At 56.0% G+C, this 24543-nt stretch carries 22 protein-coding genes; 16 read left to right on the top strand and 6 right to left on the bottom strand.

All coding sequences use genetic code 11. The features are described from left to right. Entirely contained in the window at window positions 1-1137 is a 1137-nt protein-coding gene (gene arnB / locus MWH02_RS08985) for a UDP-4-amino-4-deoxy-L-arabinose aminotransferase (protein ID WP_271460397.1), read from the bottom strand. 243 nt (window positions 1138-1380) lie between these two features. On the opposite strand from arnB, the gene MWH02_RS08980 reads away from it, so the two are divergent. The 4 genes from MWH02_RS08980 (at window position 1381) to MWH02_RS08965 (ending at window position 5567) form a co-directional block, all read left to right on the top strand. Further along, complete coding sequence (locus MWH02_RS08980) at window positions 1381-1590, top strand: hypothetical protein (RefSeq protein ID WP_101761453.1); 210 nt, start codon at window positions 1381-1383, stop codon at window positions 1588-1590. 138 nt (window positions 1591-1728) lie between these two features. Then, the gene (locus tag MWH02_RS08975) at window positions 1729-2496 is read left to right on the top strand and encodes a prepilin peptidase (RefSeq protein WP_271460396.1); all 768 of its coding nucleotides are present in this window, start codon (window positions 1729-1731) and stop codon (window positions 2494-2496) included. 206 nt (window positions 2497-2702) lie between these two features. Then, complete coding sequence (locus MWH02_RS08970) at window positions 2703-4088, top strand: diaminobutyrate--2-oxoglutarate transaminase (RefSeq protein ID WP_110866938.1); 1386 nt, start codon at window positions 2703-2705, stop codon at window positions 4086-4088. A 12-nt stretch (window positions 4089-4100) separates the two neighbouring features. After that, the gene (locus tag MWH02_RS08965) at window positions 4101-5567 is read left to right on the top strand and encodes a pyridoxal phosphate-dependent decarboxylase family protein (protein ID WP_271460395.1); all 1467 of its coding nucleotides are present in this window, start codon (window positions 4101-4103) and stop codon (window positions 5565-5567) included. Between the two features lie 37 nt (window positions 5568-5604). On the opposite strand, the gene MWH02_RS08960 is transcribed toward MWH02_RS08965, so the two are convergent. Further along, window positions 5605-6531: a LysR family transcriptional regulator gene (locus tag MWH02_RS08960; RefSeq protein WP_271460394.1), complete on the bottom strand. Its 927-nt coding sequence runs from the start codon at window positions 6529-6531 to the stop codon at window positions 5605-5607. A 97-nt stretch (window positions 6532-6628) separates the two neighbouring features. Between MWH02_RS08960 and MWH02_RS08955 the strand changes: the two genes are divergently transcribed. Next, window positions 6629-7492 (top strand): aldo/keto reductase family oxidoreductase, encoded by an 864-nt coding sequence (locus MWH02_RS08955; protein ID WP_271460393.1) that lies wholly within the window; start codon window positions 6629-6631, stop codon window positions 7490-7492. Between the two features lie 88 nt (window positions 7493-7580). On the opposite strand, the gene pdxR is transcribed toward MWH02_RS08955, so the two are convergent. After that, the gene (pdxR, locus tag MWH02_RS08950; RefSeq protein ID WP_271460392.1) at window positions 7581-9065 is read right to left on the bottom strand and encodes a MocR-like pyridoxine biosynthesis transcription factor PdxR; all 1485 of its coding nucleotides are present in this window, start codon (window positions 9063-9065) and stop codon (window positions 7581-7583) included. 109 nt (window positions 9066-9174) lie between these two features. On the opposite strand from pdxR, the gene gabT reads away from it, so the two are divergent. Then, on the top strand, window positions 9175-10437 hold the full coding sequence (gene gabT / locus MWH02_RS08945) for a 4-aminobutyrate--2-oxoglutarate transaminase (RefSeq protein WP_271460391.1): 1263 nt from the start codon (window positions 9175-9177) through the stop codon (window positions 10435-10437). Window positions 10438-10531: 94 nt separating this feature from the next. Continuing rightward, window positions 10532-11926, top strand: coding sequence for a GABA permease (gene gabP, locus MWH02_RS08940; RefSeq protein ID WP_101761447.1), 1395 nt, complete (start codon window positions 10532-10534; stop codon window positions 11924-11926). Window positions 11927-11958: 32 nt separating this feature from the next. Here gabP and MWH02_RS08935 read toward each other — a convergent pair whose 3' ends face one another. Next, window positions 11959-12285 (bottom strand): hypothetical protein, encoded by a 327-nt coding sequence (locus MWH02_RS08935; protein ID WP_101761446.1) that lies wholly within the window; start codon window positions 12283-12285, stop codon window positions 11959-11961. Between the two features lie 176 nt (window positions 12286-12461). Here MWH02_RS08935 and MWH02_RS08930 point away from each other — a divergent pair, with 176 nt between their 5' ends. Further along, window positions 12462-13799 carry a glycoside hydrolase family 10-like protein gene (locus MWH02_RS08930; protein ID WP_439652368.1) on the top strand — a complete coding sequence of 446 codons (1338 nt, stop codon included), beginning with the start codon at window positions 12462-12464 and terminating at the stop codon, window positions 13797-13799. Window positions 13800-13832: 33 nt separating this feature from the next. On the opposite strand, the gene MWH02_RS08925 is transcribed toward MWH02_RS08930, so the two are convergent. Continuing rightward, on the bottom strand, window positions 13833-14753 hold the full coding sequence (locus MWH02_RS08925) for a LysR family transcriptional regulator (protein ID WP_101761445.1): 921 nt from the start codon (window positions 14751-14753) through the stop codon (window positions 13833-13835). A gap of 143 nt (window positions 14754-14896) precedes the next feature. Here MWH02_RS08925 and MWH02_RS08920 point away from each other — a divergent pair, with 143 nt between their 5' ends. From MWH02_RS08920 to MWH02_RS08885, 8 genes are read left to right on the top strand one after another with little or no spacing between them, the layout of a single operon-like run. Continuing rightward, a complete protein-coding gene (locus tag MWH02_RS08920; RefSeq protein WP_271460390.1) occupies window positions 14897-15844 on the top strand; it encodes a PDR/VanB family oxidoreductase in 948 nt (315 codons plus the stop codon). Then, window positions 15841-17040, top strand: a complete 1200-nt coding sequence (locus MWH02_RS08915) for an amidohydrolase family protein (protein WP_271460389.1) — start codon at window positions 15841-15843, stop codon at window positions 17038-17040. Before MWH02_RS08920 ends, MWH02_RS08915 begins: the two co-directional genes overlap by 4 nt. Beyond that, a complete protein-coding gene (locus MWH02_RS08910) occupies window positions 17030-17485 on the top strand; it encodes a RidA family protein (RefSeq protein ID WP_271460622.1) in 456 nt (151 codons plus the stop codon). Before MWH02_RS08915 ends, MWH02_RS08910 begins: the two co-directional genes overlap by 11 nt. Before the next feature lie 14 nt (window positions 17486-17499). After that, on the top strand, window positions 17500-18378 hold the full coding sequence (locus MWH02_RS08905; RefSeq protein ID WP_271460388.1) for a creatininase family protein: 879 nt from the start codon (window positions 17500-17502) through the stop codon (window positions 18376-18378). A gap of 9 nt (window positions 18379-18387) precedes the next feature. Then, entirely contained in the window at window positions 18388-19359 is a 972-nt protein-coding gene (locus MWH02_RS08900; protein WP_217548128.1) for an ABC transporter substrate-binding protein, read from the top strand. Then, a complete protein-coding gene (locus tag MWH02_RS08895) occupies window positions 19356-20189 on the top strand; it encodes an ABC transporter ATP-binding protein (RefSeq protein WP_217548126.1) in 834 nt (277 codons plus the stop codon). The genes MWH02_RS08900 and MWH02_RS08895 overlap by 4 nt, the downstream gene beginning before the upstream one ends. Beyond that, entirely contained in the window at window positions 20186-20986 is an 801-nt protein-coding gene (locus MWH02_RS08890) for an ABC transporter permease (RefSeq protein WP_101761439.1), read from the top strand. The genes MWH02_RS08895 and MWH02_RS08890 overlap by 4 nt, the downstream gene beginning before the upstream one ends. Before the next feature lie 54 nt (window positions 20987-21040). After that, window positions 21041-22429, top strand: coding sequence for an FAD-binding oxidoreductase (locus MWH02_RS08885; protein ID WP_271460387.1), 1389 nt, complete (start codon window positions 21041-21043; stop codon window positions 22427-22429). Window positions 22430-22484: 55 nt separating this feature from the next. Here MWH02_RS08885 and MWH02_RS08880 read toward each other — a convergent pair whose 3' ends face one another. Then, window positions 22485-24341, bottom strand: a complete 1857-nt coding sequence (locus tag MWH02_RS08880; protein WP_271460386.1) for a putative phage tail protein — start codon at window positions 24339-24341, stop codon at window positions 22485-22487. Between the last annotated feature and the right edge of the window lie 202 nt (window positions 24342-24543).

The raw sequence follows: 24543 nt of genomic DNA, 5'->3' as shown, positions 1-24543 counted from the left end.
TCAAACTCCAGCGATATGACGTAATGCGCTAATCACGCGCGTGACATCTTCATCGCGCATATCAGGGAACAACGGGATTGAGCAGATGCGATCGCTATTCCATTCGGTGTGCGGCAACGAGAGTTGCGGATAGCGTTCGCGGTAATATTTGTGGGTGTGCGCGGCACGGAAATGCAGCCCGGTGCCGATATCCTGCGCTTTCAAGGTTTCCATAAGCGCATCACGGCTGATGCCGCACTGCGCCTCATCAACGCGAATAATGAACAGATGCCACGCGTGTTGATGTGGCCATTCTGGCTGCGCCAGCGGCAGAAACGGCGTATTCGCCAGTTCAGTGAGATAGCGCTGCGCAATCGCCGCGCGGCGCTGATTGATGGCGGGCAACTTTTTCAGCTGCACCAAAGCAATTGCGGCGCTGATATCTGGGAGGTTGTATTTGAAACCCGGCATGATCACTTCGGCCTGCGGCTTGCGGCCGTGCGTGTGGCGATCGTACGCATCGACGCCGAGTCCGTGGAATTTCAGACTGCGCATGCGGTCGGCCAACGCCGCATCATCGGTGACAATCAAGCCACCTTCGGCGCAGGTCATGTTTTTGATGGCGTGGAAGGAGAAGATCGCCGTGCCCTGCTGGCCAACGTGCTTTTCTTTGTAATAACAGCCTGCGGCGTGCGCCGCATCTTCAATCACCGGAATGCCATGGCGCTCACCAATAGCGCGAATGGCATCTATATCGGCGGGCGCGCCAGCGTAATGCACCGGAATGATGGCGCGCGTACGCGGCGTGATCGCCGCTTCAATCAGCTCCGGCGTTACCATCAAGGTGTCGCGATCGATATCGATCATCACCGGCGTCGCACCCAGCAGCGTGATGATGTTGATGGTGGAAACCCAGGTTAGCGAAGGCGTGATCACCTCATCGCCGGGCTGGATGCCCAGCGCCAGCAGCGTGACGTGCATCCCCGCCGTGGCGGAGCTGACAGCAATCGCATGCTGATTGCCAGTGAGCTGGCAAAAAGCCTCTTCCAGTTCGGCATTTTTCGGGCCGGTGGTGATCCAACCCGACTCAAACACCGATTTAACGGCGGCTAACTCTTCTTCACCCAACGAGGGCCGTGAGAATGGTAGAAAATTCATTATGTTACCTTGGAATTAAGCACTATTTAACGGCCATTTATTCCAAAATACGCGGGTTAACTTAACGCAACATTAAATGAGAAGGGTACTAAGTCGGCTTTTTCTGACACGTTGAGGATTGGTAGAGGAAGGGTCAAATTTGCCGGTTTATCATCATGAACCAGCACACTTCTTAAGGTTAAATTAAGGTTTTGACCCTATACTAAGTCAGGATATGTCTTATAACGTCTGGAGGATAATGCGATGAGTACGGCTACTGACAGACTTTCTCAGGCAGCGCTGCGCCGCCACCATATTGGGGTGAAAACCAAAGGATTGCGCTATCGCGGCGATCTATATGTGTTCCGCTATAACGCCGGCCACTACGATGTGTTCCTTAATAACGACCGCGTAATGTCATTGAATACCAGCAATGTGCAGGAAGCGATTCAGTTGTTCAAGCAGCAAGCTTAATCTTCTCCTCTCCATTTCTGGAGCCCGCTCTGCAATCCCGATGTATGCCGCTGTAACGCCCTTTTACCTCTCGCACCTATCCTCGCTTCGGCGTAAAGTCCTGGCAACGACAAGCCTGGATGGCGCGAGGTATGAGTAATGGAATACGTATATGGCTTAATTAGTGGCCTATTAGGATTGGCCGTAGGCAGCTTTCTTAACGTGGTGATCTCGCGGTTGCCATTGCAAATAGTGCACCCGAACACTCCGCTAAATGTGTGTTGTCCGCCCTCTCACTGCCCCCAATGCACCATCGCGCTGCGCTGGCGCGACAACATTCCGCTCATAAGTTGGTTACTGTTACGCGGTAAATGCCGTTATTGCCATTGTAAAATCAGCGGGCGTTATCCACAGGTGGAGATAATTACCGCGCTTCTGACGCTGCTGCTTATCTGGCTGATGCCAGTCAATATGCAATTGCTGGGCGCGCTCATATTGTTCTGGGCGTTAACGGTATTAGCCTTTATTGACCTCGAACATCTGCTTTTACCGGATGTGATTACGCTGCCCTTGCTGTGGATTGCGCTGCTGTTTAAAGCGATGGGATGGCTACCCGGCTCATTACAAGAAGCGGTATGGGGATCCATAGCGGGATATTGCTTGTTGTGGGCGCTATCAATTTTATATCAATGGATTAGAGGGATTGAGGGATTAGGGATGGGCGATGCAAAACTGCTGGCGGCAATCGGCGCCTGGTTGGGCTGGTCGCTTTTACCCTGGGTGCTTTTATTGGCTTCGGGCGGCGCTATTTTATGTGTTTTGATTTCCAGAGTTAGCGGGCAGCGCGAGCTCAATCACGTCATCGCCTTTGGTCCGTGGATCGCCTTAGCGGCTATAAGTCTCTTTATTCATTCGATTATTTTTTAACCACCCCAACTGCGGTGCGAAATTAAGTGGCCAATTTCTGGCCAACGCTCTGATTCATATATGGAAAGAGTAAACAAATCTAAACAAAATTAATCATTGTGATGTAGGTCAAAAGGCTCTATATTGGCCGCGTTTTTTCACAGCTGTTACTTTTTTGTTCAATTAGTCAATTGGCGAGCCTTACGTGCCCCGGTTGAAGGAGAGATATGATGACGGATAAAGTCCGTATTGATAGTTTTGGTGCCAATGCATTCAACGGAAATAACGACGCATTCTTAGCCCGTCAGGCTGAGTTTGAATCTAACGTTAGGAGTTACCCGCGCAAACTGCCTTTAGCTATCGCTAAAGCCCATGGCGTGTGGATCACAGATGTTGAGAATAAACAATATCTTGACTGTCTGGCTGGCGCAGGGACGCTGGCACTGGGTCACAATCATCCTGATGTTCTCCAGAGCATTCAAAATGTCATTACCAGCGGCTTGCCGTTACATACTCTTGATCTGACTACTCCACTGAAAGATCAGTTCTCTGAGTCTCTGCTCTCGCTGCTGCCAGGCCAGGGTAAAGATTATTGCCTGCAGTTCACCGGCCCTTCTGGTGCCGATGCGGTTGAAGCCGCACTGAAACTGGCGAAGAAAGCCACTGGCCGTAGCGGCGTGATCAGCTTCTCTGGCGGTTATCACGGTATGACGCACGGCGCGCTGTCCGTCACCGGTAACCTGGCACCGAAAGAAGCGGTAGATGGCATGATGCCAGAAGTGCAGTTCATGCCTTATCCGCATCAGTATCGTTGCCCGCTGGGTATCGGTGGTGAAGCTGGCGTGAAAGCGCTGACCTATTATTTCGACAACCTGATCAACGACGTGGAAAGCGGCGTGCGTAAGCCTGCAGCAGTAATCCTCGAAGCCGTTCAGGGCGAAGGCGGCGTGAACCCAGCTCCCGCTGAGTGGCTGCAGCGCATCCGTAAAGTGACGCAGGAACACGGCATTCTGTTGATCCTCGACGAAGTTCAGGCTGGCTTTGCCCGTACCGGCAAATTCTTCGCCTTCGAACACGCCGGCATCGAGCCAGACATCATCGTGATGTCTAAAGCTGTGGGCGGCGGTCTGCCACTGGCTGTGCTGGGCATCAAAAAGCAGTTCGACGTTTGGTCACCGGGTCATCACACCGGCACCTTCCGTGGCAACCAGCTGGCGATGGCTACCGGCCTGACCACGCTGAAAATCCTCAAAGAACAGGATATTGCAGGCAAAGTGGCCGCGCAGGGTGAATGGCTGAAACAGCAGCTGGCCGCGATGCAGAAACGCTTCCCGGTAATTGGTCACGTTCGTGGTCTCGGCATGATGATCGGTATTGAGATCGTTAAACCGAACGAAGCGGCCGATCACATGGGCAGCTTCCCGGCTGACGGCGAACTCTCTGCGCTGCTGCAGAAGAAGTGCTTCGAAGCAGGTCTGATTCTGGAGCGCGGTGGCCGCCATGGCGCAGTTCTGCGTCTGCTGCCTTCACTGCTGATCACCAACGATGAGCTGGCGATTTTCCTGGATAAATTTGAGCAGGCGCTGATTGGCGCTGGCGTCAAACCTGTTTGATTGGAAGAGTAAATGTCTGAAGTAAACCCGATTCTGGCCGCCTCTGCACAGAGCATTGAGGCGTACCAGCAGGCGATTGCCCAGAGCAGCGCCGCGGTTGTGCAGTGGCTGCAACAGCCTGAGATGTATCAAGGCAAAAGCGTTGCCGAACTGCGCGAGCGTATCACGCTCGACTTCAATCCAAACGGCCTGGGTAACCAGGCCGCGATTGAACGCGCGATTGAATATTTCCTGAAAGACAGTCTTTCAGTGCATCACCCGCAATGTGTAGCGCATCTGCACTGCCCGAGTCTGGTGGTAAGTCAGGCGGCAGAAGTCCTGATCAACGCCACCAATCAGAGTATGGATTCGTGGGATCAGAGCCCTTCTGCCACCATCTTTGAGATCAAACTGATCGAATGGCTGCGTGCGCAAGTGGGTTACCCGGCTGGCGACGCCGGTGTGTTCACCAGCGGCGGCACCCAGAGCAACCTGATGGGTCTGATGCTGGCACGCGACGCCTTCTATCAGCGTCAGGGTCACTCGGTGCAGCAGCACGGGATCATTGGTGATCTGCGTAAGATCAAAGTGCTGTGTTCTGAAAACGCGCACTTCTCCGTACAGAAGAACATGGCGCTGCTTGGACACGGCTATCAGTCTGTGGTGCAGGTGAAGTCTGATGAGTTCGCCCGTATGGACGTGTCAGACCTTAAAGCCAAACTGGCGCAGGCCGACGCTAACGGCGAACAGATCCTGGCGATCGTGGCGACCGCCGGTACCACCGATGCCGGTGCTATCGATCCGCTGCGTGAAATTGCCGGCATTGCTGCCGAGCGCAACATTTGGGTACACGTTGATGCAGCATGGGGCGGCGCGCTGCTGCTGTCCGAGAAGTATCGCGACTACCTCGATGGCCTGGAGCGGGTGGATTCCGTCACTTTGGACTTCCATAAACAGTATTTCCAGACCATCAGCTGCGGCGCGTTCCTGCTGAAAGATGAGCGTCATTACGAGCTGATGCGCTATCAGGCGGCTTACCTGAACTCTGAGTTTGACGAAGAGGCCGGCGTACCGAATCTGGTATCCAAATCCCTGCAGACCACGCGTCGTTTCGATGCGCTGAAGCTGTGGATGGGTCTGGAAGCGCTGGGTCAGAAACAGTATGCGGCGATCATCGATCACGGTGTGACGCTGGCGCAGGAAGTGGCGAAGTTTGTTACCTCTGAACCACGCCTCGAGCTGGTGATGCAGCCTCAGCTGGCGAGCGTACTGTTCCGCTATCGTCCAGAGCAACTGACCGATACTGCTCAGATTGCGCTGTTCAACCAGCGTATTGGCGATGCGCTGCTGGATTCAGGCCGCGCCAACGTAGGTGTGACCGAGAATCAGGGCGTAACCTGCCTGAAGCTGACCTTGCTGAACCCAACCGTGACGCTGGAAGATGTTAAAGTCCTGCTGGCGCTGGTTGAGAAAACCGCGAATCAGCTGCTGAACGCATAATTACCTGTGATGTGAATAAGCCGATAACTGGCAACGGTTATCGGCTTTTTTTCGCTTCTGCACCTGAATTCAGTTCGCGCACATAATCCAGAAACGCCTGTAGCGGCGCCGGAATCAACCGGCGATCGTTGTAATAGAGCCAAAGGCCAGAGAAGCTTTGCCACCAATCCGGCAGAATCGGCTGCAGGCTGCCATCATTCAGCGCCGGTCTGATCCAATCCTCAAATAAGTAGACCATGCCGCAGCCAGCGATTGCCGCTTCTACCGTCAAGTCCATCGCCGCGCCGATACTGCAAATCAGCGGACCTTTCGGCTGCAAGCGCACGGTTTCCTCGCCGCAGGTAAATTCCCATTCGGCAATCACGCCAGTCGCATAGCGTCCGTGTAAACAGCGATGCTGCACTAAGTCGCGCGGATGCTGTGGTTTACCGAACTGCGCCAGATACGCGGGTGATGCCGCCAGGGCAAAGCGCTGGGTGCGCGGACCGATTGGCAGTGCCACCATGTCTTGCTCCAGATGATTGTCGTAACGAATGCCGGCATCACAACTATCGCGGAACACATCCTGCACATTACTTTCCGCCACCACTTCCAGCTGGATATCGGGATAGCGCTTGAGAAATCCCGGTACAATCGCCGGTAACACGATGCGCGCGGCACTCACCGGCACGTTTAAGCGCAAGGTGCCGCCCGGCGTATCGCGGAACGTATTCAACGCATCCAGCGCCGCATCCACTTCGTTCATCGCCGGAAGCAGGCGCGACATCAGCGCCCTGCCAGCTTCAGTTAATGCCACGCTGCGCGTGGTGCGATTGAACAGCCGTACGCCGAGCTGCTCTTCGGCACGCCGCACCGCATCACTCAAGCGCGACGGATTACTGCCGGTCATGCGCGCCGCCTCGCGAAACCCGCCTGCTTTGGCCACCGCCACCACCGCGTGCAGCAAGGCGATATCCAATGTCATTGTTCGCTACCTCGTACACTGTGTCCCAATTTGTACGGATAGTTGCACAGCGTTTTGGCGATTACAATCTAACCACACACTGACGAAGGAGCTTTCCATGTCTCATCCAGCATTGACTTACACCCTTGGCGACCGCCAGGTTGCACGACTCGGTTACGGTGCCATGCAGTTAGCCGGTCCCGGCGTGTTTGGTCCGCCGAAAGATGAAGCGCGTGCTTTACAGGTGCTGCGCGATGCGGTCGCAGCAGGCGTGAATCACATTGATACCAGCGACTTCTACGGTCCGCATATCACCAATCAGCTGATCAAAAAAGCGTTACACCCTTACGCCGACGATCTGGTTATCGTCACCAAAGTAGGCGCGCGCCGCAACGATAAAGGCGGCTGGTTACCGGCATTCACGCCAGAAGCGCTAACGCAAGCGGTGGAAGATAACCTGCGCAATCTAGGGCTTGATGTGATGGAAGTGGTGAATCTGCGTTCGATGCTGGACGTGCACGGACCGAAAGAGGGTTCGCTGGAGCCGCAGGTTGAAGCGATGATCAAGCTAAAAGAGCGCGGGCTGGTTCGACACATTGGTCTGAGCAACGTGACGGCTAAACAGGTGGCCGATGCCCAGGCGATGACGCCGATCGCCTGCGTGCAAAATCTCTATAATCTGGCCAATCGTCAGGATGAGGCGCTGCTCGACCAACTGGCAGCGCAAGGCATTCCTTATGTGCCGTTTTTCCCACTCGGCGGATTTTCACCGCTGCAATCGGATCAGCTGAGCGAGGTAGCGATTGAGCTCAATGCTACGCCGCTGCAGGTGGCGCTGGCGTGGCTGCTGCAGCGTTCGCCTAATATTCTGCTGATTCCGGGCACGTCATCGCCGGAGCACCTGAAGCAGAACCTGGCGAGTAGCGAAGTGAAACTTACGCCAGAAATTGTGCAGCGGCTAAACACCATCGGCCAGCGATAGAGCACCCTTCGTAGCGGCGCCATTTATTGCGCGTGTTTTGCACATATACATTGCGCAACAAATTGCGCCGCTACGGATTATTCACTGTTTAAATGATTTTTGCCTCGGCCAGACAACCTTTGAGAATACCAAACGCATCCTGACACTGCCGCTCATCGACGCAGGCAAAACCCAACAGCAAGCCGCGCCGCTCCTGCGGATGCATATAATATTGCGACAACGGCCGCACCTTCACGCCGCGCCGTAGCGCCAGTGCGGCGACCGCCACATCGTCGCAGCCGGTTGGCAGATTCATTACCAGGTGCAATCCCGCCTCATGATTCACTACCGGCAGAAAATCGGCGCCCACATAACGCTCAATCAGGCTCACCATAAAGCGCCGCCGCTGGCTGTAAAGTTTACGCATGCGGCGAATGTGCGACATGTAATGCCCTTTTTGGATGAACTCTGCCAGCGCGCGCTGCACCAGCAAATGCCCGCCGCGATAGAGTTCCGCCGCCGCCACACGCAGCGGCTGCGCCAGCGCTTTTGGCACTACCAAATAACCGAGACGCAGCGCCGGATAGAGTGTCTTGCTAAAAGTGCCCATATAAATCACCGGCGCATCCGGCTCAAAGCCTTGCAACGACGGGAACGGCTGGCCGGAAAAGCGAAACTCGCTGTCGTAATCATCTTCCACCAGCCATGTTTTGTGTTTGCGCGCCAGATCGAGCAGCTGCTTGCGTCGCTCCAGGCTGAGATGCACGCCCAGCGGATATTGATGTGACGGTGTCACGAAAATCATCTTCGGTGCGCGACTGCGCGGCGGCAAATCGGGGATCAATCCCTGCTCATCCACCGCAATGGCATTGATTTTCAGTCCGTTGATGCGTAGCAGATTGCGCGTCCCCCAATAACCAGGCTCTTCGATCCACACCTGATCGCCGGGATCGCACAACACGCGCGAAACCAAATCCACCGCCTGATGAATCCCTTCAGTGATGATGATTTGGTCGGCATCGGCGCGTACCGAACGCGCCACACTCAGGTACTCCGCCAGAGCAGCACGCAGCTGTGCACAGCCGCCGTTGCTGCTGTAGATCAGCCGTTCGATATCCGGTTCACGGTTCAGACGCGCCTGAATCTGGCTGAAGAGTTTATGCGGGAACTGCGTGACATCCGGCGCGCCAGGCACAAAAGCGCCCCACTGATATGGCGAGGCATTGGCATGGCCGAGCAGCGAAGCGCCGCGTTTGGAAATCGCCGCCGGTTTCGCGGTTAACGTTTCGATCGGCGCCACGTTGCGCGGCGTGTTCAGCGATCCCTCCGGCAAATTTTCTGCAATCCATGTTCCGCTGCCGGTACGCGCCGTGACGTAGCCTTGTGCCATCAAATTCTCATACACGTTCAACACCGTGTTGCGCGACACCGACAGCTCGCGCGCCAAATCGCGCGTGGCGGGCAAGCGCGTGGCGCGCGGAAAAATGCCTTCTGCAATAGCGGCTTGCATACAGCTCAGCAAACGCTGCTGCAACGTCCCTTCCGGCATAAACTGCATGCGCTCTAATACATGATCGGCGTACAAACTTCGCAATTGGCTCCCCTCTTTTCACTGAAAGTGGCTCTGGCAAGATTACTCAGCGCAGGCATAAATAAGCGTGTTTGTCGTGATTTGTAAAGACGCTTATCGCTAAGGAAAGGTTATGGAAGGTAAAAACAGCCAGTTGCAGCAACGTAAAGATGATGCCCTGCCACGCGGCACCGGCAATCTTTGTCAGTGGTACGTAGAGCACGCGGAGAACGCCACGCTGCGCGATGGTGAAGGCAACAGCTGGATCGACTTCGCTGGCGGCATCGCGGTGCTGAACACCGGGCATCGCCATCCGCGCATCGTGCAGGCGATTGCCGATCAGTTAGAGAAATTTACCCATACCGCATTCCAGGTAACGCCGTATGAGAGCTATGTGGCGCTGGCGGAACGCCTCAATCGCGTGGTGCCGATTGCCGGTAAAGCCAAAACCGCGTTCTTCTCCACCGGCGCTGAAGCGGTAGAAAACGCGGTAAAAGTGGCGCGTGCGGCGACGCGTCGTCACGGCATCATCACCTTCGGCAACGCCTTCCACGGTCGTACTTTTATGACCATGGCGATGACCGGCAAAGTGGCCCCTTACAAACGCGACTTCGGTCCGATGCCCGCGTCGGTGTGGCACGCGCGCTACCCCAACAGCGTCACCGGCATCAGCGTTGATGATGCGCTGGCCAGCTTGCAGGATATTTTCGCGCAGGACATCGCGCCACAGGATGTTGCGGCCATCGTGCTGGAGCCAATTCAGGGCGAAGGCGGCTTCCACGTCGCGCCGCCTGAATTCTTCAACCGCCTGCGGTCGCTGGCCGATGAGCACGGCATTCTGCTGATTGCCGATGAAGTACAAACCGGCTTTGCCCGCACCGGCAAATTGTTCGCGATGGATCACTATACGGTGAAACCGGATCTCATCACCATGGCGAAAAGCCTCGCGGGCGGCATGCCGTTATCGGCGGTCAGCGGCCGGGCCGAGATTATGGATGCGCCGGGTCCAGGCGGCTTGGGTGGCACCTACGCTGGCAATCCGCTGGCGATTGCCGCGGCGCATGCGGTGCTGGACGTGATCGCCGACGAGAAGCTGTGCGAACGTGCTCAACAACTCGGTGCGCAGTTAACCGACTTCCTGCACAGCGCACGCAGCCAGTATTCCTCCATCACCGACATTCGCGGCCTTGGCTCGATGATTGCGGTGGAGTTCGCCAGCGCGCAAACCGCGCAAACCATCCAGCAACAAGCGATGGCGCGTGGGCTGCTGCTGCTTACTTGTGGCCCGCAGGGCAATGTCATCCGCTTCCTCTATCCGCTCACCATTCCTGATGCGCAGTTCGGCCAGGCGCTGGAGATCCTCAGCAGCGTGCTGAGTCAACACGCCGATTCGTAACAATCTACCCAGCTCGCGCGGCGGGCTGGGCTTCTCACCTGTTGTAACCCGGCTGCGCGTCGCGCGGCCCGAGAGACGCTTTGGAGAAATATTGATGAGTTCACAGAATGCCGATGTACTGGCGCAAGGCCTGAAGCCGCGTCATGTGCGGATGTTATCAATTGGTGGCGTGATTGGTGCCGGATTATTTGTTGGCTCTGGCCATGCGATCGCCGAAGCCGGCCCGGCGGTACTGCTAGCCTACATCGCCGCGGGCGCGTTGGTGGTGCTGATTATGCGCATGCTGGCCGAAATGGCGGTGGCATCACCGGATTCCGGCTCTTTCTCCACCTACGCCGACAAATCGCTGGGCCGCTGGGCCGGTTTCACCATCGGCTGGCTGTACTGGTGGTTCTGGGTGTTAGTGATCCCGCTGGAAGCCAACGCCGCTGGCACCATCCTGCATTCGTGGTTTCCACAAGTTCCGGTATGGGAATACACGCTGGCGATCACCACGTTCCTGACCATCAGCAACCTATTCAGCGTCAAAAACTATGGCGAGTTTGAATTCTGGTTCGCCCTGCTGAAAGTGGTGGCGATTGTCGCATTTCTCTGCGCGGGTAGCTTAGCGGTGTTTGGTTTGATGCCGGGCAGCAGCACGCAGGGGATCTCACATCTGTATGACACGCAAGGCTTTATGCCTAACGGCATCGGCGCGGTGCTGGCGGCAATCCTCACGACCATGTTCTCTTTTATGGGTACCGAGATTGTCACCATTGCCGCCGCCGAATCGCGCGAGCCGAAGAAACAAATTACGCAGGCCACCAACTCGGTGATCTGGCGCATCGCGCTGTTCTATCTGCTGTCGATCTTCATCGTGGTGGCGCTGGTGCCGTGGAATACGCCGTCGCTGATGAAAGCAGGTTCTTACCAGACGGCGATGCAGATGATGAACGTGCCTTACGCTAAGCAGATTGTTGATGTGGTGGTGTTGATTGCGGTGTGTAGCTGTCTCAACTCTGCGCTGTATACCGCATCGCGCATGATCTATTCGCTTTCACGTCGTGAAGATGCGCCTGCCGTCGCGTCGCGCACCACCCGCAGCGGCACGCCGTGGGTAGCGGTGTTGCTCTCCACGGCGGCGGCCTTCCTCGCGGTGATCGCTAACTATCTGGCGCCGAGCGCAGTATTTGAGTTCCTGCTCGCCAGTTCCGGCGCCATCGCGTTGCTGGTGTATCTGGTGATCGCCGCGTCTCATCTGGTGCTGCGTAAAAAGCGCGAAGCGCGCGGTGAAATCCTCAGCTATCGCATGTGGCTGTTCCCTGGCCTGACGTGGGCGACGATGGTGTTCATCGTTGGCGTGTTGGTTGCCATGCTTTTCAACCAACAACACCGTCCAGAGATTATCGCCACCGGCCTGTTGACGCTGGGTGTCGTCGCCGCCAGCCGTATTGTGCATCGCAAACGCGTGGCGCGGAAAAACGAGGAGATGGTGGCGTTACGTTCGTAACGCATGACTTCCAGGCAAGGATGCCGCGGAACTTAGTCGTACTGCACGTCGATGCTGATGGCTTCTTCCTGCACGTTCAGGTTTATCGCGCATTTACGCCACACCGGCAGACCGTTGGTCATATTGTTATCCACGAAGTACTGCTGAAAATCTTTCAGCGCCTCCGAGAGATCGCCTATCGCGCGCGCATCGGGTTCAAACCAATCCGGTTCACCGTTTTCATCGATGTAATCGAACTGAAACTGCCCGCCATCATCGTCCGCAAACAGTTCAGCCTGAACGATCAATTCCCGCGCACCTTGCGGGCCACAGCTAAAGATGATCTGGCCGATACGGCGATAAAGGTCTTCGTATTGCATAGGTTTTGGGTTCCTCAAATAAATTTACTGCGTGCAATTCATTGCGACGCTACAAAATCCCGTACTTATCAGTAGCGGCGCGATTCATCGTGCAAACCATGACACCATTATTGACTTTAGTTCGCATGATAAGAGAATGAGGCTCTTCGAACAGAAAGTTGCAAAAAAGGGAGTTTATCATAGCCTGTTCACATCGTTTTCCCTGGGTTAACACCTATAAAAAATCCGCTGCGCTGGTCGCCATTGCTGTCGCCCTCTCACTGGCCAGTTGCTCCTCGCCACCACCGAAATCACTGGTCACGCCGTTGCCGACGGTCACCAAACCGCCAATGCCGACTAAACCAGCGCTGAGCAAAGAACCGGTACGCGGCGTGTGGCTAACCACCGTTTCACGCCTCGACTGGCCGCCAATCAATTCAGTGAATGCCAGCCCGGCCAACCGCATCCACCAGCAGCAACAGGCGTTGACCGATAAGCTAGATAAACTGAAAAGCCTCGGCATCAATACGGTATTTTTCCAGGTAAAACCGGATGGCACCGCGCTGTGGCGCTCCAGCATCTTGCCGTGGTCAGATATGCTCACCGGCAGGATTGGTGAAGATCCCGGCTACGATCCGCTGAAATTTATGCTGGATGAGGCGCACAAACGCGGCATGAAGGTGCACGCGTGGTTCAACCCATATCGCGTCTCGACCAACGTCAAACCTTCCACGGTTAACGCGCTGAATAATACGCTTGCGCTGCAACCGGCCAGCGTATTTGTGCTGCATCGCGACTGGATCCGCACCGCCAGCGACCGCTTTGTGCTCGATCCCGGCATTCCCGCCGCACGCGACTGGATCACCAGCATCGTTGCGGAAGTGGTGTCGCACTATCCGATCGACGGCGTGCAGTTCGATGACTATTTCTATACCGAAACGCCCGGTTCAACCCTCAACGACAGCGCCACGTTCCGCCAGTATGGTCAGGGTTTTGCATCGAAAGCTGACTGGCGGCGCAACAACACGCTGCTGTTAATTGAGCAGGTGTCGCGCTCCATCAAGCAACTGAACCCGAACGTAGAATTTGGCGTCAGCCCGGCAGGCGTGTGGCGCAATCTGTCGCATGATGCGGCGGGCTCCGACACGCGCGGCGCGGCCGCCTACGACGAAGCCTACGCCGATACGCGTCGCTGGGTGCAAATGGGACTGCTGGATTACATCGCGCCGCAGCTTTACTGGCCGTTTGCGCGCCAGGCCGCCCGTTACGACGTGTTAGCCCACTGGTGGGCGGACGTGGTGAAGCCAACGCATACGCGACTCTATATCGGTGTGGCGCTGTACAAAATCGGCGAAGCGTCGAAAAGCGAACCTGACTGGACGGTGAATGGCGGCGTGCCGGAGTTGAAAAAGCAACTCGATCTCAACGAGTCGCTACCGCAAATTAACGGCACGATTTTGTTCCGCGAAAATTACCTTAATCAGCCACAAACCCAGGATGCGGTGAATTATTTGCGCAGCCGTTGGGCCGATTAACATTATCGTAAGGTCGCCATTCAAGGCGACCGATTACGCCAGCAACTCCTCACTCTGCATCAGTGCAAAAAACGACTCCAGCTCGCGCAGCATCATCGAAGCGGCAATCGAAAGCTGGCGCTGCGGTGCAACACACAGCGACAAGGTAAATGGCTTCAGTACCGTATCGATCAGCGGAATAAACTTCAGTTCACCGCGCCGATACTCATCAACGATATCCAGCCAGCACATCAGGCTTATCCCCACATCATCACGCACCAGTGAACGCAGCATATGAATGTTATTGGTGCGCGCCACTTCGTTTATCTTAATGCCCGAACTGTTGATCAGCGCTTCCAGCGGATCGGCCAGCATCAGCGGCGCGGCGGGCACGATAAATGGCCAGGATTCGCAGTGGCTGAAACGGATCGACTCCAGATTGGCCAGCGGATGTTGACTGCTCACCACAATACCCAGACGTAAATCGGCAAACGACTTCACCAGCAACTCGCGCGAACTTTGCGGATTAAGCATGATGCCGAAATCCGCATCGCCCGAGGTCAGCGCATTGGCGATGTGGATGTTGCTCATGGTGGTCAGCGTGAAGGAGATGCCGGGATAGTCGCTGCGAATGCGCTGCAAAATCGATGAAAAAAAGCCGCGATTAATCGCATCAATGGTGGCGATATGCACATGGCCGTGACGTAATCCGCGCAAATCATCCAGCTGCGTGCAGACGCGACCAAAATCCCGCTGCCAGTTTTTCGCCGCATTCAGCAGGATCTCACCCGCTGCGGTCATACGTAATCCTGATGGATGGCGCTCAAATAGCGGCATATCCAGCTGTTCCTCCACGCGCAGGATCTGCCGATCAATTGAGGATGCCGAGACGTGCAGCACCTCAGAAGCCTTGCGCAGCGAACCCTGGCGGGCCACCTCAGTGAAATAGAGCAGAAATCGGGAGAAGGCGAACATAAGGGGTGCTCTCTTTTTTGCAACGCATCATGCGAATTAAACAGATGGACGCTTACACTTGGGCAAAATAATAATCGCTGCCATGATTAAAACAAGGGTTTGCGCGGCCTCCCAACCGACGACATCCCTGCTCAGGCATATAGATGATGAAATCCACTCCTCTCGCCGTCACCGTCATCGCAAAGCAGTTCAACGGTGCAGGCAATGTGTTACTGACGCTGGCGAATCGCAGCGGGCAGCCGCTGCCTGCTTTCACGCCCGGCGCGCACATCGATGTCATTATTCCTGACGGCGGTAAACGCCAGTATTCACTCTGCTCTGCGCCAGCCGAGCATTATGAAATCTGCGTACGTCTGGATGAGTGTTCAACCGGCGGATCGCGCTGGCTGCATCAGCAGTTAACCACCGGCGATAAGCTAGAGATATCCGCGCCACGTAACCACTTTCCGCTGCCGCACGCGTCGCGCACGCTGCTATTTGCCGCCGGCATCGGCTTGACGCCGCTGTTGGTGATGGCCGAAGCACTGGCGGCGCGTCAGGCGGATTTCACCCTGCACCTTTACCTTAAACATGCCGACCAACTGGCTTTCAGCCAACGTCTGCGCAATCTCGGCGCGTGCGTGGTCATCCACTACAGCAGCGAAGGCGACAGCCTGCGACAGCACGTTCCCGACGATCTCACCCAGCCAGACAACGCTGCGCTGGTGTTCTGCGGCCCGGCGGGTTTTATGCATCATCTGCAGCAGCTGGCGTTGCAACATGGCTGGAACGAAGCACAGCTGCACAGCGAGCGCTTCCAATCCACATCTTCGCTGATGGCTGGCGCTGCCTTCGAAGTGCAGCTCGCCTCCTCCGGCGCACGCTTTGCCGTGGGCGAGCAACAAACCATCGCTGAAGCACTTGAAGAAGCAGGGATTGAGATTGAACTCTCCTGCGAACAAGGCATGTGCGGCGCCTGCATCACCGGCGTGTTGGCGGGCGAGCCGGATCACCGTGATGATGTGCTGAGCCAGCAAGAGCGTGCGGCCAACGATTGCATCGTGCTGTGCTGTTCACGTGCGCGTTCACCTTTATTGGTACTGGATCTATGAGCGGCTATCCGGGTGCGACCGGCGCACGTTTACCCCGCTGGCTGCTGCCAGAAAACTGGCCTGAAGCCAACAATCAACCGCAGCTGGCGACCTTACATTTCCACGCCACGGGCCTGCAATTCGAACCCGACCATGCAGCAGCACCCGCTGATTATCTGCCGCTTCACGGCGCGCTGGTGCTGCCCGCGTTTAACGAACCGCACGCGCATCTGGATAAAACCTTCACTATTCAACGCAGCCCGGCGCAACAGCCCGGTTTGCTGGCCGCGATTGCTGCCATGCATCAGGACCGCGTGCACTGGAACACAGCAGATCTGCAGCAGCGCGCTACGCAGGCGCTGCGCTGGACGGTAGAAGCTGGCGTCGGTTTGCTGCGCACCCACATCGACTGGTTCTCAGTTGATGCACCATTAGCGTGGCAAGTGATTGGCGATCTGCACCATCCGCTGTGCAGCATTGAGCGCGTGGCCCTCGCGCCACTCACCTTCTTTGCCGACGCCTGCGATGCGCAGCATATTGCCGCGCAGGTCGCAACCAGCGGTCCCGGCGCGCTATTGGGCGGCTTTATTCACAGCAGCAACTGGGATGCGCAGGCGTTTCAGCATCTGATGGAAGCCGCCGAATTGTGGCAGCTGGATATTGATCTGCATATTGATGAAGAACTTAACGTTGAGGCGCAGGGATTGCGCTGGCTGGCGCACTATTTGCAGCAGCATCCATTTAGCGGCGCGATCACCTGCAGCCACAGCTGCGCGCTGGCGCAGCAGGACGATGCGCAACAGATTCTTGCCTTACTGGCGCAACACAATGTGACGTTGATTGCGCTGCCGCTCACCAACCTGCTGTTACAGGACGCGGTGCCCGGCCGCACGCCGCGTCTGCGCGGTTTAACGCTGGTGAAAGAGGCGCAGGCGCTGGGCATTCCGCTGCTGCTCGGCGCAGATAACGTGCAGGACGCGTTCTGTCCGTTTGGCAGTTACGATCCGCTCGATACGCTGTTTAGCGGTTTGCTGAGCCTGCAACTGGGCGCGGCGTTTGATCAGGCTTCCGCGCTGATCTGCCAACGCCGCGCGCTGCTGGCCAATGATTTGGTGATTTTTCCGTATGTCGATGTGGCGAGCTGGCCGTTGCGTCAACGTCAGCGCTATCGGCTGAAAAGGGGTGTGCGTTATGGAGAAACAACAGATGGCGCTTGATGCAGGAGCGGGAAAACCGCTGGCGAAATATGCCGCGTGGCGACGCGCGGGTGACTTCATTTTCCTCTCCGGCATTATTCCGGTGAACCCACAAACTGCCACCATTGTGCGCGGCTACGACGATATTCCCGCAGCGACGCAACAGCTGCTTGGCCGCACCGGCGAGTTCTCCACCGATATTAAAGAGGGGCCGATTCTGGCGCAGAGCTGGTACGTGCTGGAGAGCATCCGCGCCACCATCGAAAGCGCCGGCGGCCAGATGAGCGATGTCTTCAAACTGGTGCAGTACTTCCGCAATCTCGACCATTTTCCCCACTACAGCCGGGTACGTAAGCAATTTTTTCCCGATGCGCCGCCGGTTTCTACCGTGGTGCAGGTGAGCGAGATGCTGCCGAGTCCGGACGTCTTAATTGAAGTTGAAGCCACGGCGTGGTTGCCGCAATAACACGAGGAGTTGAAATGTTGCATGGTTATAATCCGGCAAACCGCTTTTTGCCGTACCTGAGCTGGACCGACATCGCCACGCTGGAAAATAAAGCCAACACCGTCATCGTCTTGCCGACCGGCGCGATTGAGCAGCACGGCCCGCATCTGCCGTGCGCGGTGGATAGCGTGATCGCCTCCGGCGTGGTCGGCCATGCGCTGGCGCGTTTACCGGCGGAAATCCCGGCCTACGCCATTCCGCCGATCACCTACGGCAAATCGGATGAGCATCTGCATTTTCCCGGCACGCTAACGCTGACCGGCGAAACCCTGCTGCATACCATTCTGGAGATTGGCGAATCACTCTATCGCGCCGGTTTCCGCAAGTTCCTGATGGTTAACGGTCACGGCGGCCAGCCGCAGCCGTTGCAGATGGCGGCGCGCGAGCTGCGTCTGCGCCACGGCGACATGATCATCATCATGCAAGACACCTTTAAAGTGCCGAACTGCGCGGAAAGCTTTATGGACGACAAAGAGCGGCAGATGGCGATGCACGCGGGACATGCCGAAACCGCGCTGATGCTGGCGCTGGCGCCCGATACCGTGCAGATGGATAAAGCAGTGGCTAATTATCCGCCGGCATTCCCCTGCCCGACGCTTTCGACCAACAAACCGATGGCGGCGTGGGCCTCCTACGATTTCGGCCCGAGCGGCGTGATTGGCGATCCTTTGCCCTCCACGCCGGAGCAAGGCGCGGCCATCCTCGATTCGCTGGCAGAAAGCTGGGCGCAGGTGATTACCGAAGTGCACCAGATGACATGGGTAACCCGCGCCGAACCGGCGTGGGGCACCGGCCAGTGGCAAGGCAAAGTATTAGATCACCATGACGCAGCCGCCTTTTTAACACCTCGCTAGGGAATAACGATGAAAAAAACATTGAGCACTGTTGCCGCGCTTGCGCTGGCACTCTCGGCCCCGAGCATGGCGGCGGAGAAATTCACCTTTATGACCAACTGGTATGCGCAGGCCGAACACGGCGGCTTCTATCAGGCGCAGGCGCAGAATCTCTATCGCGATGCCGGCCTCGACGTCACCATCAAGATGGGCGGTCCGCAGGTGCATACCATGCAGCTGATGGCGGCCGGTCAGGCCGACTGCATTATCAGCGATAACATGCAGGCGCTGGAAATCTGGCAGCAAGGCGTGCAGGCGATGCCGGTTGCCACCACCTTCCAGCACTCGGCGATTGCCTTTCTCACCCATCCGGATGTGAAAAACCAGGCCGATTTGCAGGGCAAAACCTTCCTGCTGGCGGCGGAAGCCTATACCTCATATTGGCCGTGGGCGCAGAGCGCGCTGAAGCTGAAAAATGCCCGCGTGCGTCCTTACACCTTCAGCATTCAGCCGTTCCTCGCCGATAAAAATCTGGTGCAGCAAGGCTATATCACCTCCGAACCGTTTGCGGTGCAAAAAGCCAATGCGCAGGCCAATGTTTACCCGATCAGCGATTGGGGTTATCCGCCGTACGGCAACAGCATCGTGTGCATGAAATCGACCATTGAGAAACGGCCGGCTGCGGTGGCGGCGTTTGTGAAAGCGTCGATGCAGGGCTGGAAAAACTATCTGCAAGATCCTGCCGCTGGCAACGTGCTGATCAAGAAAGAGAACCCGCAGATGAGCGATGAACAGATCGCTTTCGGCATTGCGCAGATGAAGAAATACCAGATGCTGACCGGCGGCGATGTGCAAACCGGTGGCATCGGCATCATGACCGAAGCGCGCCTCAAGCAAACCTGGCAGCTGCTGGTCGATACCAAGCTGATCGATGCGGCCAAAGTGCCGTTTGACGGCAGCTACACGCTGAAATTCATCCAAGATGTCAAGGTTCTGCCATGAATAGCGCCAGCCATTTGACGCTGCTGCATCCCGATACGCAAGCGGTGCCGCGTTCTGCGGCGCCACCGGCGATTGAGGTGCTGTCAGCGGAGAAAATTTATCCCAACGGTACGCGCGCACTGCTGCCGGTCGATCTCACTATTCGTCAGGGCGAATTTGTCTCGCTGCTCGGCCCGTCCGGCTGCGGCAAAAGCACCTTGCTGAAAATGATCGCCGGGCTGATTGAGCCCACCGATGGCAAGTTAATGCTGTTTCGTCGCGATCGGCGCGAAAATCAGCGCGATCTGCCGCTGTCGTTTGTGTTTCAGGAAGCGACGCTAATGCCGTGGAGCAACGTGCACAAAAACGTGCGTCTGCCGCTCGATTTGGCGGGCGTGCCGCGTGCCGAAGCGGACACCCGCGTGCGCGAAATCCTCGAACTGGTCGGCCTCGGCCAGTTTGGTCACGTATTGCCGCGCGAACTTTCCGGCGGCATGCAGATGCGCGTGTCGATAGCGCGCGGCCTGGTCACGCGCCCGAAGGTGCTGCTGATGGATGAGCCGTTTGGCGCGCTGGACGAGATCACCCGTAACAAGCTGGACAGCGATCTGCTGGATTTGTGGCAGGAGCAGAAGCTGACGGTGGTGTTTGTCACCCACTCAATTCAGGAAGCGGTGTTTCTGTCGCAGCGGGTGATTATGATGGCGGCGCGCCCCGGACGCGTGGTAGATGACATCCGCATTGAAACCACGTTGCCGCGCGACGATGAGTTCCGCGTCAGCCAGGATTTCACGCATTATGCGCAACAGTTGCAACGCGGCCTGCTGGCGGCGAGCAAGGAGAGTCAATGATGAAACCCTTAGCGTCCCATCGACAATTTCAGCAGTGGCTGTTCCCCGCCATCGTCGCGGTCGCCATGCTGCTGCTGTGGCAGTTTCTGGTCACCACCTTCAAGGTGCCGGTGTTTCTGGTGCCGTCGCCGCTAGTGGTGGCGCAAAGTCTGGTGCAGAACTTCCCGACGCTGTTTATGTCATTGCTCTACACCCTGAAAATCACCGTCATCTCCTTTGCGGTGGCGATTGTGATTGGTTCGATTGTGGCGTTTCTGCTGGTGCAAAATCGTTTCATTGAGACCGCCCTTTTTCCCTATATCGTGTTCTTGCAGGTGACGCCGATTGTCGCTATCGCGCCGCTGATCATCATCTGGGTGAAAGACACCACGCTGTCGCTGGTGGTGTGCGCCACCTTAATGGCGGTGTTTCCAATAATTTCCAATACCACGCAAGGTCTGCGTAGCGTGTCGCCAGGATTGCTGAGCTATTTCCGCCTTAATCATGCGTCACGCATGCAGATTCTGCTGCGCCTGCGTATTCCTTCGGCGCTGCCGTACTTCTTCGGCGCGCTGCGCATCTCCAGCGGCTTATCGCTGATTGGTGCGGTGGTGGCAGAGTTTGTCGCTGGCACCGGCGGCACCGATACCGGGCTGGCGTACCAGATTTTGCAGGCCGGTTATCAGCTCAATATCCCGCTGATGTTTGCCGCGCTGCTGCTGATTTCACTGGCAGGCTTCCTGCTGTTCGCGCTGATGTCGTGGCTAACGCGCCGCGTGCTGGCGGCATGGCATGAGAGTGAATTGAGCCCCAGTTAAGAAACACGCATGCGCCGTAGCGGCGCAATACCCCTTTTCACACAGGAAATAAACATGTCTGATTCCGATCGCCAGTCTGCACTGGCGGCGCTGGTCGCGGCGTTGCCTGAACTCGACTGGATTAAAGAAGCGCCGAAGGTCAAACGTCTGTCGCGCGATTTTCACTGGTTCAGTCCGGTCTTGAAACCGCAGCTGGAAGCGAAGTTTGCCGAACTGGCGGTACGTCCGCGTGATGAGCATGAGCTGGCACTGATCGTGGCAGCCTGCGCCAAACAGCGCGTGCCACTCAATTTGCGCGGCGGCGGCACCGGTAATTACGGTCAGCTGATTCCGCTACACGGTGGCGTGATGGTCGATATGACGCGCCTCAACGCCGTCACGGCTGTCGGAAACGGCACGGTGCGTGCGCAGGCAGGCATTCGCCTTGGCGACCTCGAAGCGCATACGCGTCCACTTGGCTGGGAGCTGCGCTGCATGCCCTCCACCTGGAAACTGGCGACGCTCGGCGGCCTGTTTGGCGGCGGATTTGGCGGCGTAGGTTCGATTAATTACGGTCCGCTGGCCGCGCCAGGCAATGTGTTGTCGGTGCGCCTGATGACCATGGAAGAGACGCCGCGCATTATCACCCTGCAAGCGCCGGATGCGCTGCTATTGCATCACGCGTACGGCAGCAATGGCATAGTGCTGGAGATTGAACTGGCGCTGGCACCGCGCCACGACTGGATCGAACGTCTCGACACTTTCAACGACTTCCCTACGGCGATGGCCTTTGCCGATGCGCTGGCCCGTTCGCCAGGCATGGTGAAGCGCCAAATCGCCGTGTTCGCGGCGCCGGTGCTTGATTACTTCAGCGATCTGGCCGATGCCGATGTGGCGGGCAAACATGGGGTGATTTCAGTGGTGGGCAGCGAAAGCGACGGGCTGTTACCTGCGCTGCTGAGCCAACATGCGGGCCGCAATGCGCTGCATTTTGCCGCAGGGGAAAACAGCGGCCATTCGCTGATCGAATATTGCTGGAATCACACCACGCTGCAGGCGCTGAAAATCGATAAGACGCTAACTTACCTGCAAACTGCTTACACGACGGATAACTATTTGCAGCAGGCGTTAACGCTGGAAGCGCAATTATCCGATGAGGTGATGTCGCACATTGAATTCTTACGCGATATGAACGGCAGCATTACCTGTAGCGGTTTACCGCTGGTGCGTTATCAGGACGAAGATCGCCTCAACGCGATTATGGCTACTTACCGCACGAATGGCGTGAATATTAATAATCCACATGTGATTCATATTGAAGATGGCAAACAGGGCATGGTGCGTGCTGATGTGGTGGCGATGAAACGCGCCTGTGATCCCCACAATTTATTAAATCCCGGCAAATTGCGCGGCTGGGAAGTACGCGATACGTTGCCGGATGTGCATATCCCTGGCGTCAATTAACCACGTAGATTTTATTATTGTCGAGCCAGCAACCTCGATTGCTGGCTCGATAAAATTAATAGGGATCGGTAGCACTATGCAATTCAATACTGCGCTCCGTTCCATTGACTCGAACTTTTAAGAAACGACGCGTTCTCCATGATCCATCGGTATTTTGCACGCTCTTTTCGAACACCGGACCATGCAATAACAACTCTTTATTGTCGTTGTACCCAAAGCCAACTTGTTTATTACCAATCCAGTGCTGTTCAAAGGCAACAACTTTCTCCGCATTCAGTCTGGTGCTCTCTTCGGCGCTACAGGCCGTGAAGCTTTTACGGAAAATAAAGCAATTTCCAGCCTGGTATCGGTCTTTGCCATTGGTATCGACTAGCGCAATGGAATAGGCGGTAAATCCCGCAATTTTCACATAGAGTTTGGTTCGGGCACCATTACCCGAAATATGCACTTTGGTCACCGGACTGGAACCCTCGCCGTACCAACTGCCAATAGATTCAGCGCCATTTCTTGCCTGCAGATAGATATTTGCCACGCCTTCCGGCGTACGGCTACTAAAGTCAGTTTGGGTTTCACTTTGTGAGAGGAATTGTGCGGTGCCAATAATGCGCACATGTATTTGCGAGTTGGCATTAGAGAAGGCGAATTCCCCGACATAAAACCACTGTTCAGCCTCTTTCCCCTGATTATCCATGTGATACTGCGAGGAGATATAGTCATAGCTCAATGAACCTTGCGCAACGATTCCCCAATCCGACATCTCCAGTACGCCACGATCGCCTTCACCGATTAGCGTCCACGGCTCAATACCTTCGGTACTGTAATCGAATCCAGCACTTTGATTATGGATACTTTTTTGAATAATAGTGGCGCGGCAATAACCCAGTTTTAATGGGTTATCGGTGGATTCAATCGCTAATCCCTCAATCACCCACTGGCCATTGGAAAGATCACCGGCGAATTCGGAGTGTTCAATCCAGCCGTTGCGAATAAAGGATTGCGTACAGCGCGGTAAATCCAATACTGGCTTCTTCGTGCTGCCTTGTAAGTTAAAATTCGACAGCTCAATTGCCGTAGAGTGATCCCACGCGCCTTGTTGGCGATCGGACCAACGAGCATAAACAATGCTGTCCTGACAACCACGGGAATAGAACTGGTCGATTTTACAATCCAGCGTATCGATAAGATCAAGCGCGCGTCCGCCCAAATAGCGGAATTCCATACTGCTGACGCGCAAGAACTGGCCGCCGATAATGGTGTTGGCATAGAAACCGACATTATTGAACGCCGTGCCGCCATCACCACCGCTGTCCGAACTCTTGCCTTTCACAACCAGCCCAGAAATTTCGGCATAGCGTGCCTGCACTTTAAAGAAATGTTGACCACGAGGTTTGGTATCCCAGTCGAAAAACAACGTCGTTGTTGGAAAATAACCGAAATTGACCGCCGCACCGGTCACCTTAAAACGGTTAATTTCTTTATCTGAGATATCAAACGTCGACATACTAAATTCGCCCGCAGTAAAACGTATCCCTGCTGATGGCAACACGCGCTGCGACCAGTTAAACATACGTTTTACCGCCTCGATGCAGTCGGTTTTCCCGTCAGGCACCGCGCCAAAATCCAGCACGGTGACCGAGTTATAATCCAGTATCACCCTTTTCCAGCGTTTCTTTCCCGCTGTCACAATCACCAACCCACCATCGTCTGGCGATGTGGTATCTGTTGCGTCATAAACAAATACGCCGCCGCCAGCTTTCGTTCCGCGCTTATATTCCAGCACCGTAGCGAGTTCACCGCCGGTGGTAGGTTCGGTGGCTTTGAGCTGTTCGATATCTATGACCTGAATAACCGGTGCCGCCGCCGTGACAGTATTTTGTGGTGTGGTATTCGTATTGCTGGACGCATTCGCCATGGTGTACCCCTTAACTATTAAGAGAAAGTAACTGCACCATCGAGTATAAGTAACTGAAAATTAATGTGTTGAGGCGTACCACGCTAACTGGGGCATTTGACTTATGTGATTTTTTTCATGGCCAGACAACAATATGATTAATGGAAAAAAGCGTAGCGGCAGCGAGGCGATTTACAGATTAATCGCAGACAACTTCTTTATT

The sequence above is a fragment of the Pantoea leporis genome (assembly GCF_028048155.1).
Classification (GTDB): domain Bacteria; phylum Pseudomonadota; class Gammaproteobacteria; order Enterobacterales; family Enterobacteriaceae; genus Pantoea; species Pantoea leporis.
This window is presented reverse-complemented; position numbering and strand designations above follow the sequence as displayed.